This window comes from Mycobacterium aquaticum (assembly GCF_002086485.1).
In the GTDB taxonomy this organism is placed as follows: domain Bacteria; phylum Actinomycetota; class Actinomycetes; order Mycobacteriales; family Mycobacteriaceae; genus Mycobacterium; species Mycobacterium aquaticum.
Window position 1 is genome coordinate 23,482 of the sequence record NZ_MVHF01000026.1, and the last position, 12,798, is coordinate 36,279.

The window sequence follows — 12,798 nt, forward strand, 5'->3', positions numbered from 1 at the left end:
GTCTCCTCTTCGCGCAAGCGCTCATCGGTCTTCTCCCAGGATGAGGCCCACCACATACGTCAGCCGGTCAGCGATCTGGTGGTAGGTGAAGGCGCCACTGCCGGCATTGACCAGTGCGCCGAAGAACGTCATCTCCAAGGCCGAGACGATGCGCGGATCGGCGTTCGGGCCCACCGCGGAGCGGATGCGTTTGTGGATCTCCCCGCCGATGCGGTCGCGGACCGTACGTACCGCCGGATCGCTGCCGCCACCGAGCAGGGCGGTGGTGCATGCCGCGGCGACTTCCGGCTCATCGGCGACGACGAGCGTCAGCGCGCGCAGCACCTTGTCGACCCGCGTCTGCATCGCGTCGTTGACGTCGGTGAAGTAGGGAACCTGGTTGACGAGGTCGAGATAGACCTCGGCGATCAGGTGGTTCTTCGAGGAGAAGTAGGTATAGGCAGTCGCGGGCGCCACCTTCGCGCGGGCTGCGACGGCACGCACCGTGAGATCGGCATACGAGGACTCGCGCAGCATCTCGATCCCGGCGCTGAGGACCTTGCGGAAGGTCTCTTCCTGCCGACGGTTGCGCGGTGTTTCTGTGACTGCTGCCACGGCATCGCTGGACACATGTCCAATTTATCCGACGACGCGGACGTTGGGCAAGTGCCGGTCATATAGTCCCAGCTCAACCGGGTAGCCATCGGCAGAGTGGACGCGGTGTGCCGGTGCGCTCTTGCGGGTCCGCGGGCTCTGAGGCTATGGTTCGAAATGAGACAGCCGGACAGTTGTCCAGAATTCGCGAAGTGGAGTTCACCGATGCCGGTACTGGCCGATCGCCAGAGTCAACTGCTCATCGACGGCAAGCTCGTCGCCGGTCGCGGCGGGGTGTTCGACACCGTCAACCCCGCCACCGAAGAGGTGCTCGGTGTCGCGGCCGACGCTGATGCCGAGGACATGAGCAGTGCCATCGAGGCGGCGCGCCGGGCGTTCGACGACACAGACTGGTCGACCAACACCGCGCTGCGGGTGCGTTGCTTGCGTCAGTTGCGGGATGCCTTGCAGGAGAACGTGGAAGAGCTGCGTGAGCTGACCATCGCGGAGGTAGGCGCACCGCGCATGCTCACGGCGGGTGCTCAGTTGGAAGGCCCCATCGATGATTTGGCGTTCTCGGCCGACACGGCTGAGAACTATCAGTGGCGTACCGATCTGGGACATGCCACCCCACAAGGGATTCCGACCAACCGCGTGGTGTCCCGCGAAGCGGTCGGCGTGGTCGGCGCCATCACGCCGTGGAACTTCCCGCATCAGATCAACCTGGCCAAGGTCGGTCCCGCGTTGGCGGCGGGCAACACCCTGATCCTCAAGCCTGCCCCTGACACTCCCTGGGCCGCCGCGGCGGTCGGCCAGATCATCGCCGAGCAGACGGATTTTCCGCCCGGTGTGATCAACATCGTCACCTCCAGCGATCACTCTGTCGGCGCGTTGCTGTCGAAAGACCCGCGGGTGGACATGGTTTCGTTCACGGGGTCGACCGCGACGGGCCGTGCGGTGATGACCGATGCCGCGTTGACCATCAAGAAGGTGTTCCTCGAGCTCGGCGGCAAGTCGGCGTTCCTGGTGCTCGATGACGCCGACCTGGGCGGTGCGTGCGCGATGGCGGCGTTCACCGTCGCCATGCACGCCGGTCAAGGTTGCGCCATCACCACGCGCTTGGTGGTGCCGCGATCACGCTACGACGAGGCCGTCGAGGCCGCTGCCGCAACTCTCGGGTCCATCAAGCCCGGCGATCCCAACAGCAAGCGCACGGTGTGCGGGCCGCTGATCTCAGCGCGGCAGCGGGACCGGGTGCAGTCCTACCTGGACCTGGCCCTGCAGGAGGGCGGCCGGTTCGCCTGCGGCGGTGGGCGGCCCGCAGATTTGGATATCGGGTACTACATCGAGCCGACGGTGATCGCCGGGCTCGACAACTCGGCGCGGGTAGCGCGTGAGGAGATCTTCGGGCCGGTGCTGACCGTGATCGCCCACGACGGTGACGACGACGCCGTGCGCATCGCCAACGACTCGCCGTATGGTCTGTCCGGCACGGTGTTCTCCGGCGACGACGCTCGGGCCCAGGCCGTGGCCGCGCGGATGCGCGTCGGCACCGTCAACGTCAATGGCGGTATCTGGTACTCCGCAGATGCGCCGTTCGGCGGCTACAAACAGTCCGGCAACGGCCGGGAGATGGGGCTGGCGGGCTTCGAGGAGTACACCGAGATCAAATGCATTGCCACTCTGGCTGGTTGAGACGGTATCGAACGGCCAGTTGTGACACGCGATCTCACGAGAATCGTTCAGCAACTGGCCATTCGGCGGGAAAGGATTGAGACATGGGACAGTTCGACGACAAGGTGGCCATTGTCACCGGGGCCGGTGGCGGCATCGGGCAGGCTTACGCCGAAGCGCTGGCGCGTAAGGGGGCGGCAGTCGTGGTGGCCGACATCAACGTCGAAGGCGCTCAGAAGGTCGCTGACGGCATCAAGGGAGAGGGCGGATCGGCGCTCGCGGTACGAGTCGACGTCTCTGACATCGACTCGGCCAAAGAGATGGCTGCGCAGACACTTTCGGAGTTCGGCGGTATCGACTACCTGGTCAACAACGCCGCGATATTTGGTGGCATGAAGCTCGATTTCCTGCTCACGGTCGACTGGGACTACTACAAGAAGTTCATGAGCGTGAACCTCGACGGTGCGCTGGTGTGCACCCGGGCGGTGTACCGCAAGATGGCCAAGCGCGGCGGCGGTGCGATCGTGAACCAATCCTCGACCGCAGCGTGGATGTACGCGAACTACTACGGCCTGGCCAAGGTCGGTATCAACGGCCTCACCCAGCAGCTGTCCCGGGAACTCGGCGGCCAGAACATCCGCATCAATGCCATCGCCCCCGGCCCAATCGACACCGAGGCCAACCGCAGCACCACGCCCCAGGAGATGGTGGCCGACATCGTCAAGGGCATTCCGTTGTCCCGCATGGGCCAGCCGGAGGATCTGGTCGGTATGTGCTTGTTCCTGCTGAGCGATCAGGCCAAGTGGATCACCGGGCAGATCTTCAATGTCGACGGCGGACAGATCATCCGGTCATGAGTGCCGACGAGCGCTTGCGCGAGGAGCCGACCAGCACTGTGTACGGATACATCGGCCTGGGCAACATGGGTGCTCCGATGGCCAAGCGGTTGGCCCAATGGCCGGGCGGCTTCATCGTGTACGACGTGCGAGCCGAAGCTCTCGCGCCCTTCGTCGAACTCGGCGCCACGTTGGCCGATGACGTCGCCACTGTCGCCGACGCTGACATCATCAGCATCACGGTGCTCAACGACCAGCAGGTGCGGTCCGTCATCGCCGAACTGGCGGCAAAGGCCAAGCCGGACACCGTGATCGTGATCCACTCGACCATCAGCGACACCACCGCCGTCGAGCTCGCCGAGCAGTACAAGCCGCAGGGCATCCACATCGTCGACGCCCCGGTCAGCGGTGGTGGGGACGCCGCCGAAAAGGGCGAGCTGGCCATCATGGTCGGCGCCGAGCGTCCCGTCTACGAGCGGATCAAGCCCGCGCTCAAGCAGTTCGGCTCGATGGTGATCCACGCCGGCGCGCCCGGCGCCGGTACCCGAATGAAGTTGGCCCGCAACATGCTGACCTTCACCTCGTACGCCGCGGCGTGCGAAGCGATGAAGCTCGCCGAGGCGGCCGGGCTGGACCTGCAGGCGCTCGGCCGGGTGGTGCGCCACACCGATGCGCTGACCAGCGGGCCGGGTGCCATCATGGTGCGCGACAACATGTCCGAGCTGACGCCGGATCACTGGCTTTACGACGCCTTCACCCACACCCGCGGACTCGGCGAGAAAGATTTGAGCCTGGCACTCGGGTTGGGCGAGGTTGTGGGGGTTGATCTTCCGTTGGCCCAGGTGGCCCTGCAGAGGCTCGCCGGCGGTCTCGGTGTGCCGCATACGAAGGAGTCGTGATGGATGAGTTGCGCGCCAAGGGCCTGGCCAAGATGAACGAGGTCTACGGCTGGGAGATGCCGAACATCGAGGGCGACCCGTACTTTGATCTGACGGTGGATCACCTGTTCGGCACCATCTGGACCAAGCCCGGCCTCACGATGCGCGAGAAACGGTTGATGACGTTGTCGGCCGTGACGGCGCTGGGGTTGCAGGACCTCGCTGAGGTTCAGGTCAATGCCGCGATGCTCAATGGTGAGTTCACCGAGGAAGAACTCAAGGACATCGCCATTTTCCTCACCCACTATGTCGGTTTCCCGCTGGGGTCCCGTCTCAACGGAACCGTGTCGAAAGTTGCGGCCAAGCGGCGCAAGGCTGCTGAGCAAGGGCTTGACGAGGACAGGCGGGCAAATGTGAACGCCGCCGTCAAGATGAACACCGGGAACGAGCTCGATGACAAGTAGGTATGCGTCGCTCTCGCACGCTGAGCTGGTCAAACTGGTTCCCGAGCTGCTGCTCATGGGACAGCTGATCGACCGGTCCGGAATGGCTTGGTGTATATCGTCTTTCGGCCGTGAAGAGATGCTGCAGATCGCCATCGAGGAGTGGATGGCGTCCAGCCCGATCTATACCAAGCGGATGCAGCAGGCGCTGAACTACGAGGGCGTCGACGTCATCACCATCTTCAAGGGGCTGCAACTCGACATCGGTGCGCCGCCGCAGTTCATGGACTTCCGCTACACCGTGCACGACCGCTGGCACGGTGAGTTCCAGCTCGATCACTGTGGGGCGCTGCTCGACGTCGAGCCGATGGGCGACGACTACGTCCGCGGCATGTGCCACGACATCGAGGACCCGACATTCGACGCGACCGCACTCGCCACCAACCGACGCGCGCAGGTCCGGCCCATCCACCGCCCGCCGCGGACCCCGGCCGATCGAAAGCCACATTGCGCGTGGACCGTCATCATCGACGAGTCCTATCCGGAGGTCCCCGACATTCCGGTATTGGACGTGATTCGCCGAACCCACGCCGCCCAAACGGTTCTCGATGACATCGACCCTGCCGATGAAGGACAGTCCGACTATTCCGGCCCGCTGGTGTCCGACTTCGACTTCGCGGCCTTCTCGCATTCCGCGCTGGTACGGATAGCCGACGAGGTGTGTCTGCAGATGCACCTGCTGAACCTGGCGTTCGTGCTTGCGGTCGGCAAGCGTGCCGGAACCGACACGGCGCTGGCCGCCGATATCTGCGTCAAGCAGCTGATCGGCGTGGCGGGCGTTGGCGCCGAACGCATTCACCGTGCGCTCGAGTTGCCCGGCGGCATCGAAGGCGCCGTGCGTGTGCTCGAACTGCATCCTCTGCTGAACCCGGCCGCCTACGTCAGCGCGGAGTTCGGGCCGGATGTTGTGTCAGTGCGGCGCTCGCCGGCACACGAGGACGGGGCCTGGGTTTCGTTGACCGGGCCTGCCGAGACCCGGCCGCTGCAGGCCATCGTCGCTGCCGTCGACCCGCATCTTTCTGTCGAGGTGGCCGGGTCGGACACTGAATGGACGGCTCACGTTGTCGAAACCGACACGCCAGCCAAGGAATTCGGTGAGGTTGCAGTGGTCAAGTTCAGTGGCGGGGCGTCGTTCGTCTTCGAGCCACGGAAGTCACTGCCGTTGACGGTGAAGTGAGGGGCGCACGCGGTACTACGGCTGCGCATCCTGGAGCCGATCGACAAGATTCAGTGCGTCGATCGGAGCAAGTTCGCTTGGCACCAGCGTCGACACTCCGATGAGAGCGGTGTCCGCCACTCGGTACCCGTCAGTCACCATGTCGCCGTTGAGGATCAAAGTGTTCGGGTCAGGATGCTGCGGCGTGCGGTGGTAGTAGTCGGCATTCATATCTGAGCATGCCGGCGCCGCCGCGACGATCCGCTCGAATGCGCCACGGGCGGCGCCTGCATCGGGATATATGGCAATGCTCTGAACAAGGGAAGCGATGCCGGGGAGCAACGGGTGCGGGATGTCCGCGCTGTACGTGACTGAGCGGAACTGTGACCAGTCCGTGCCGAACACGACCGGTTGGTCGTAGACGGCCCGGCACAGTGCCGGCGTATCGGGAATCGGTACCGGGGCGACAAGATCGCCGTGGCCAGGTACGTCGGGCACGTGGAATTCATGAATTCCAGTGATAGCGCGTATGTCGTCGACGGAGAGCACCGTTGGGCGCGTCGGTGTTGCAGTAGCTCTCGGTGCGCCGACTGTCGCCGTCGCGAGTGCGAGACAGCAGAACGCGGCCACCATAGGCAATGACCGGCGTGCGTGCCCAGCAAGTATCTCAGTCATTTCGCCCCTCGTACTTCAGGTTTGACTCAGTCTAGGGGCGGGCCGACGGGTGCCCGGTCGCCTATTTCTTTGGTGCTCAGCCGGGTGGATATGTTGCTTAGGCTTGAGCAATGGGGTCACGGATAGCCGCGTTCGTTGTCGCGGGCAGTACAGCTGTTTTCGCTGTTGTTGGTTGCTCGCAGAGTCCTCAGAGCGCGGCTCCGACCACCACGGTGAAGACCGCGGACTATGACATCTCGCGGCTGGAGACCTTGAAAGACAAGTTTCCTCAGGGGTACACAACTCAGTGGTTTCCGGTACGTCGACTGGACACACGTCAGGCCGAGGGTGTCGGTGACGTTGTCGGTTACGGCGATCCCGTTACCGTGGATCCCCAAGCGTGCGCGGTGTTGCTCAAGCCGATACGCGCCGGAGCGGGAACTGAGTCGGTAGCATTCCGCGCCGACGGACCTAGCGGGCAGCAACTATCTGTTGCTGCACAACAAACCACTGAACCATTCAGTGTCGATGTTCCGTCGGCGGGCTGCGATCGAGTCTCATTTGCGGCAGAAGACCCGCGCGGAAGCGGCACGGCGGAGCGACTGATTGCTCCGGCTATTGCCGGCGCAGCTTCAGCGGCTGTTAAGAGTCGCGTCGACGGCGGTCCCGGTGTTGTCGACTACACCTATTACGCCCTTGTCGGTAACCGGATCATTGTCAGCGTCCACGAGCGGACGGACGAAAACTCTCGACCGCAGCAGGATCTATCCGACCTTCTCACCCACGCCGTGGCGGCCGTCACCGGCAAGTGATTTCCCGGTTAAGAGTGCGCTCGACATTGAACATACCGTCGCCAGTTTCTTTGGTGCTCGGCTGGGCGAAATCGTCGCTTAGGCTTGGGCAATGGGGTCACGGATAGCCGCGTTCGTTGTCGCGAGCTGCACGGCAGTCGTCGTTGTTGTTGGTTGCTCGCCGAGTCCCCGGAACGCGGCTCCGACCACCACGCCGAAGATCGCGGACTATGACATCTCGCGGGTGAGTGAGATAGCGTCGGCGTTCCCGCCGGGGCACGTACCGCAGATGACTCCCAAGCAACGAGTGGATTCCATCCTGCCCAGTGAGGTCGATCGTTTCGCAGATGGCAAGTTGTCCAGTGTTGACCCGCCGCAATGCCGTTCGCTGCTGAGGCCAGTGGACGTATCAGTGGGTAGCGACGTTGCGAGGATCTACGCCCCAGGGCCCACCAGCGACATCTCGATGATGGCTGTGAAACTGGCCGCTCCACTGAATGCAGATATACCCGTGCAAGGCTGCGATCACGTCGGCTATACCCTTGATCAAGGTCAGCCCGGCGGTACCGTCGAAAGGATCGAGGCTCCGCACATCGAGGGAGCCAAGACGCAGGCGATTACCTATCAGGCGTCAGCTGATCCGGTGGCGATCGCTGTTGAGTACACAGCGTTTCTTAGCGACCGTGTGGTGATCACACTGCGTACGACGCGAAAGCAAGACACACCAGAACCACCGGGACTTTCGGAGTTGCTTGGCGCAGCCGTTGCTGCGGTACGGGGCACGTATACGCCCTCCCAATCGAAGGCCCCCCTGGTGAAGTACGACATCAACCGCTTGGCTGATGTGAAAGACGCTTTTCCTCAAGGGATTACACCGAACGTAATACCAGCGCGGACCTCCGGCGACATCGACACTGTGAAGATCGGTCTCGTCGTAGGACCTACGCTGATCAGTGTCGATCCGCCACAGTGCGAGCCGGTGCTGCAACCGGTCCGGCAATCGGGCGGTGCAATCATGACTGCACTGGATACACCGGGGCGTGACGGTCCGCACGTCGTCGTGGGCGCGTCACAATCGGACCACTTATCGCCGGTCGAGCTTCCGCAAACAGGATGCGAGCACATTTCATACTCGGTCGAAGGTGAGCACGGAACGGTCGACCGCTTGGTACCGCCGACGATCGACCATGCCAAAACCTTTGCGTTCAGGACCCAATACACGTATGACTACGGCACGTCCGGAACCAGGCACTTCTACTCGGCGCTTATTGACGACAACATCTACATCACGGTCCGCGGCCAGCTTGACTCGGACGTGGAGTCTGAACAAGCCCTTCCGGAGCTATTAGTCAAAGCAGTGGCCGCGGTGCGTGGGTAGTGGTGCGTGCCCGAGGTCAGCAGATGCGTACTACGACATGGCATGACTGTCAGGGCGTGGCGGGTCGTGTCTGCATAGGCGCCGGTGCTGTCGATGGACCTGGAGCCCAGACGTCTGGTGCGATCTCCACGTAGCCGGATGGAGCGAACACCTGGTTGCTGGGGTCGACGTGCACGTTCACAATCTTGTTGAGATCGAGGGGAACGGGCGGCTGTGTCGGCTTGTATTGGGGATTGCGGGGATCGGGGACCCACGCATTCGGACCTAGCTGAATGTCGGGCCACTGCGATGTGTACTTGGTCCTGACTGGACTTGGCTGGATGTCAGCCATGTTGATCGGATGCTTCGGAGGATGCGGGACATAAAGTGGATTTGTCTGGTCAGGCACTAAAATTTCGGAGCCTGGCGCCAATGGCTTGTAGTACTTCTCCTCGCCGGGATTGAGAGTCAGCGCGGTTCTGATGTCGTCCGCGTCCAGGATCATCGGTCCCTTCGGAAGCTGCGGCGTCAACTTCGGCCCCATGAAGTTCGACATCTCTTTGGCGTCGGGCGCCTTCTTTTTGTCGTCCCCGCCGATTTCGTCGTATTCCTTGCCGATGCCGCGGACGCGTTCACCGATGGCGGACATCTGGCTGTTGGACTGTTGGATGATGTCGCTGATCTGGCTCAGGCCCTTGCTGGCGATGGCGAGTTTGACGTATTCGCCGGACTTGTCGTTGGGGGCTGAGGCGGCGGCGCTGGTGACCCAGTCGCGGACTTGGTCGAGGTTTTGTCGGCCGGCGGTGACGACTGCTGCGGAGCGGTCGACTTCAGCTGCCATGCGTTGGTCGAGGTCGGCGAGTTTGCCGTAGACGGCGGCGTGCTTCTGGTTCTTGGCGGTGTAGGCGTCGGCGGCTGAACCTTGCCAGCGTGAATCTGGGGTCGCTGCTTGGACGGCCGACTGCATGTCGCGCAACTGTGAGCTGCGGTCGAACTCCGCGCCGGTTTGTGGCGCGCCGGAGCCGAAGGTGTTGCGGGCCTGGTCCCAGGTTGAGTAGAAGGCGTCGAGCGCGCTCATCTCATCAGTCTAAGGGCGACGCGGCGGCCGTAATGACAGCAGATCCGACCCATCGCCGCAGGTAGGCGCGTAGCGCCTCACCGGTGCGTGGCGGCCGGCCGGGGTCGATGACGAACGACTGGATGATCCGCAGCAGATGCTCGGCGAGCTCGTCGAGGTCGTCGTCGGTGAACCCGAGGCTGGCCCAGTCGACGTCGAACCGGCGCAGCACGGCCCGGGCGAAATCGACCGCCACATCCGAGGTCACCTGCTCGGTGTGGGCGTCGGCGCGCCCCGGAGCGATCAGCAGCCCGATGTGCTTGTCCTTCGGCAGCCACTCAAGTGCGGTGGCGATCGCTTCGGTGACCGCCTCCACCGGATCGGTGATGCCCTGCAGGTGTGCGGCCAGCCGATCGAGGAAGTCGCTGGCCGCATGCACCGCGGCGGCCACCAGCAGGGCATCGGTGCTGGGGAAGTACCGGTACACGGTCTGCCGGGTGACACCGAGGGTGCGGGCGACGTCGGCAATCGAGAAGTCGGCGCCGCGCTCGTCGATCGCCTTGCTCGCGGCGGTCAGAATGCGCGCGACGGCCTCATCATCGGTGGCGGGCGCTGAGCCGGCCCAGCCGTGGGTACGCACCCCGGAATTGTAGCCAGCTACCGGTAGGCGACCTGAAGATCCTTGACGCCGTTGATCCACCCCGACCGAAGCCGTTGCGGTTCACCGAGTTTGGAGATGTCAGGAATCTGGTTGGCGATCTCGTTGAAGATCAGCTTGATCTCCATGCGGGCCAGGTTGGCACCGATGCAGTAGTGCGCACCGTTGCCGCCGAACCCGAGGTGCGGGTTGGGATCGCGCAGGATGTCGAAGGTGAAGGGGTTCTCGAAGACGTCTTCGTCGTAGTTGGCCGAGCTGTAGAAGAGGCCGACGCGTTGTCCGGTACGCACTGTGACACCGCCGATTTCGGTGTCGACCAGGGCGGTGCGCTGGAAGCAGTGCACCGGGGTGGCCCACCGGACGATTTCGTCGACGGCGGTCGCGGGCCGATCACGCTTGAAAAGCTCCCACTGGTCGGGGTTTTCGAAGAAAGCGTTCATGCCGTGTGTCATGGCGTTGCGGGTGGTCTCGTTGCCGGCCACTGCGAGCAGGATGACGAAAAACGCGAACTCGACCTCACCGAGCGATTCGCCGTCGACGTCGGCCTGCACGAGCTTGGTGACGATGTCATCGGCCGGGCACTGCCGACGCTGCTCGGCCATGTTGTACGCGTAGCCCATCAGCTCGGCGTTGGCCATCGTCGGATCGCTGTCGAAGTCGGGGTCGTCGGTGTTCATGATCGCGTTGGTCCAGTGGAACAACTTCTCCCGGTCGGCCTCCGGCACGCCGATCAGGTCGGCGATGGCCTGCAGCGGAAGGCTCATCGCGATGTCGTCGACAAAATTGCCGCTGTCCTTCTCGGCGGCCGCGGCCACGATCTCGCGCGCGGCGACGGCGAGCTTCTCCTCCAGCGTGGCCACCGCCCGCGGCGTGAACAACCGGGAGACGATCTTGCGCAGCCGGGTGTGCTCGGGAGCGTCGTGATTGATCAGCAGCGCCTTGGTCAGGTCCAGCTGCTCACTGGTGACGCCCTCGGGCAGCCGCATCACGGCGCCCTTGGCGTTGGTGGACCACACGTCGCCGCCGTTGCGGGAGATGGTCTTGATGTCCTCGTGCCGGCTGACCACCCAGTAGCCGCCATCGTTGAAGATCGATTCGCCCTGCTCGTTCCACCACACGGGGGCGGTCTTGCGCAGCTGGGCGAACTCGGCGACCGGGATGCCGTGCAGTAGCACCTCGGGGTCGGTGAAGTCGTATCCCTGCCCGAACGGACAGGCGCTCAGTGTCGTCAAACCGACCATCTCCTCGTGTGACGTCGAACACTTTCTTGAGTTTGACCATACACCTCGGTGTCAACTGTATGCCCTAAGGCGTGCCGCTACGCTTTACCTCCGTGCGCGTCCTCGTGATCGGATCCGGTGCCCGTGAACACGCTCTGCTCCTGGCACTGCGCCGGGACCCAGAGGTCGAAGAGCTGGCAATCGCCCCCGGCAATGCGGGGACGGCGATCATCGCCGACCAGTACGACGTCGACGTCACCTCCGGCGAAGCGGTCGTCAAACTCGCCCGGCGGCTGGGATCGGATCTGGTGGTGATCGGTCCGGAGGTTCCGCTGGTGCTCGGTGTCGGGGACGCCGTGCGGGCGGCGGGCATCGCCTGCTTCGGCCCGACGAAGGACGCCGCCCGCATCGAGGGCTCCAAGGCCTTCGCCAAGGACGTCATGACCAAGGCCGGCGTTCGCACCGCGAGCAGCGAGATCGTCGACAACCCCGGCCACCTTGATGCGGCGCTGGACAGGTTCGGGCCGCCGGCCGGGCAGGCCGCCTGGGTGGTCAAAGATGACGGTCTGGCCGCGGGCAAGGGTGTTGTGGTAACCACGGACCGCGACACCGCGCGGGCACACGCAGCCAGCCTGCTCGACTCCGGCCACCCGGTACTGCTCGAGTCGTTCCTCGACGGCCCCGAGGTGTCGCTGTTCTGTGTGGTCGACGGCAAGACCGTGGTCCCGCTGCTGCCCGCCCAGGATTTCAAGCGCGTCGGCGACGGCGACTCCGGGCCCAACACGGGCGGCATGGGCGCCTATTCGCCGTTGCCATGGCTGCCCGATGCGGTGACCACGCAGATCGTCGACGATATCGTCAAACCCGTTGCCGCCGAATTGGTTGCGCGCGGCAGCTCGTTCTCGGGACTGCTGTATGCGGGCCTGGCCATCACGTCGAACGGGCCCGCAGTGGTCGAATTCAACTGCCGCTTCGGCGATCCCGAGACACAGGCGGTGCTGGCGTTGCTGGAGTCACCGCTGGGGCAGCTGTTGCGTGCGGCTGCGACAGGCGAACTGGCGTCGTTCGGTGAGTTGCAATGGCAGGACGGCTACGCCGTGACCGTTGTGGTCGCCGCCGAGAACTACCCCGGCCGCCCGCGGGTGGGCGACGTGATCACCGGATCGGAAGCCGACGGCGTGCTGCACGCCGGTACTGCGCGCCGCGACGACGGCGCCATCGTGTCCTCCGGCGGCCGGGTGCTCTCGGTGGTGGGCACTGGTCCGGACCTGTCGGCCGCCCGCGATGCCGCGTACTCGTTGGTCAAGTCAATCAAGTTGCCGGGCAGCCACTTCCGCACCGACATCGCCCTGGCCGCGGCCGAGGGACGCATCAGCCTCTAGGGCTCACCTTCCTGGGGCGAGCAGACAGTGCGGTACGCGAAACGCGGCGTGTCGCGGAC

Annotated in this window: 13 protein-coding genes; 8 read left to right on the forward strand and 5 right to left on the reverse strand. The window is 64.2% G+C overall.

The features are described 5' to 3' along the window. Window positions 1–21: 21 nt before the first annotated feature. Window positions 22–609: a TetR family transcriptional regulator gene (locus tag BST13_RS22725; RefSeq protein ID WP_083166281.1), complete on the reverse strand. Its 588-nt coding sequence runs from the start codon at window positions 607–609 to the stop codon at window positions 22–24. Window positions 610–798: 189 nt separating this feature from the next. On the opposite strand from BST13_RS22725, the gene BST13_RS22730 reads away from it, so the two are divergent. The 5 genes from BST13_RS22730 to BST13_RS22750 all read left to right on the forward strand — a co-directional run bounded on the left by BST13_RS22730 (window position 799) and on the right by BST13_RS22750 (window position 5,641). Then, on the forward strand, window positions 799–2,268 hold the full coding sequence (locus BST13_RS22730; RefSeq protein ID WP_083166282.1) for an aldehyde dehydrogenase: 1,470 nt from the start codon (window positions 799–801) through the stop codon (window positions 2,266–2,268). 83 nt (window positions 2,269–2,351) lie between these two features. Next, window positions 2,352–3,104, forward strand: coding sequence for an SDR family oxidoreductase (locus tag BST13_RS22735; RefSeq protein WP_083166283.1), 753 nt, complete (start codon window positions 2,352–2,354; stop codon window positions 3,102–3,104). Then, window positions 3,101–3,982 (forward strand): NAD(P)-dependent oxidoreductase, encoded by an 882-nt coding sequence (locus tag BST13_RS22740; RefSeq protein ID WP_083166284.1) that lies wholly within the window; start codon window positions 3,101–3,103, stop codon window positions 3,980–3,982. The genes BST13_RS22735 and BST13_RS22740 overlap by 4 nt, the downstream gene beginning before the upstream one ends. Next, window positions 3,982–4,425 carry a carboxymuconolactone decarboxylase family protein gene (locus BST13_RS22745; RefSeq protein ID WP_083166285.1) on the forward strand — a complete coding sequence of 148 codons (444 nt, stop codon included), beginning with the start codon at window positions 3,982–3,984 and terminating at the stop codon, window positions 4,423–4,425. Before BST13_RS22740 ends, BST13_RS22745 begins: the two co-directional genes overlap by 1 nt. Further along, window positions 4,415–5,641, forward strand: coding sequence for a hypothetical protein (locus BST13_RS22750; protein WP_083166286.1), 1,227 nt, complete (start codon window positions 4,415–4,417; stop codon window positions 5,639–5,641). Before BST13_RS22745 ends, BST13_RS22750 begins: the two co-directional genes overlap by 11 nt. A gap of 15 nt (window positions 5,642–5,656) precedes the next feature. Here the strand turns inward: BST13_RS22750 and BST13_RS22755 are convergent, their stop codons facing one another. Beyond that, window positions 5,657–6,295, reverse strand: coding sequence for a sensor domain-containing protein (locus BST13_RS22755; protein WP_083166287.1), 639 nt, complete (start codon window positions 6,293–6,295; stop codon window positions 5,657–5,659). Between the two features lie 212 nt (window positions 6,296–6,507). Here BST13_RS22755 and BST13_RS22760 point away from each other — a divergent pair, with 212 nt between their 5' ends. Together BST13_RS22760 and BST13_RS22765 are read left to right on the forward strand one after the other, a co-directional pair. After that, window positions 6,508–7,086, forward strand: coding sequence for a DUF5642 family protein (locus BST13_RS22760; protein WP_083166288.1), 579 nt, complete (start codon window positions 6,508–6,510; stop codon window positions 7,084–7,086). A 223-nt stretch (window positions 7,087–7,309) separates the two neighbouring features. Beyond that, entirely contained in the window at window positions 7,310–8,443 is a 1,134-nt protein-coding gene (locus tag BST13_RS22765; RefSeq protein ID WP_158087181.1) for a DUF5642 family protein, read from the forward strand. A 49-nt stretch (window positions 8,444–8,492) separates the two neighbouring features. On the opposite strand, the gene BST13_RS39805 is transcribed toward BST13_RS22765, so the two are convergent. Genes BST13_RS39805 through BST13_RS22780 form a run of 3 tightly spaced genes read right to left on the reverse strand, consistent with a single transcriptional unit; the run spans window position 8,493 to window position 11,378 of the window. Further along, window positions 8,493–9,500 (reverse strand): EspA/EspE family type VII secretion system effector, encoded by a 1,008-nt coding sequence (locus BST13_RS39805; RefSeq protein ID WP_245839772.1) that lies wholly within the window; start codon window positions 9,498–9,500, stop codon window positions 8,493–8,495. A gap of 4 nt (window positions 9,501–9,504) precedes the next feature. Further along, window positions 9,505–10,119 carry a TetR/AcrR family transcriptional regulator gene (locus BST13_RS22775; protein ID WP_083166290.1) on the reverse strand — a complete coding sequence of 205 codons (615 nt, stop codon included), beginning with the start codon at window positions 10,117–10,119 and terminating at the stop codon, window positions 9,505–9,507. Between the two features lie 17 nt (window positions 10,120–10,136). After that, window positions 10,137–11,378 carry a cytochrome P450 gene (locus BST13_RS22780; RefSeq protein ID WP_211296160.1) on the reverse strand — a complete coding sequence of 414 codons (1,242 nt, stop codon included), beginning with the start codon at window positions 11,376–11,378 and terminating at the stop codon, window positions 10,137–10,139. Between the two features lie 92 nt (window positions 11,379–11,470). On the opposite strand from BST13_RS22780, the gene purD reads away from it, so the two are divergent. Beyond that, entirely contained in the window at window positions 11,471–12,739 is a 1,269-nt protein-coding gene (gene purD, locus BST13_RS22785; protein ID WP_083166291.1) for a phosphoribosylamine--glycine ligase, read from the forward strand. The last annotated feature ends 59 nt before the right edge of the window (window positions 12,740–12,798 follow it).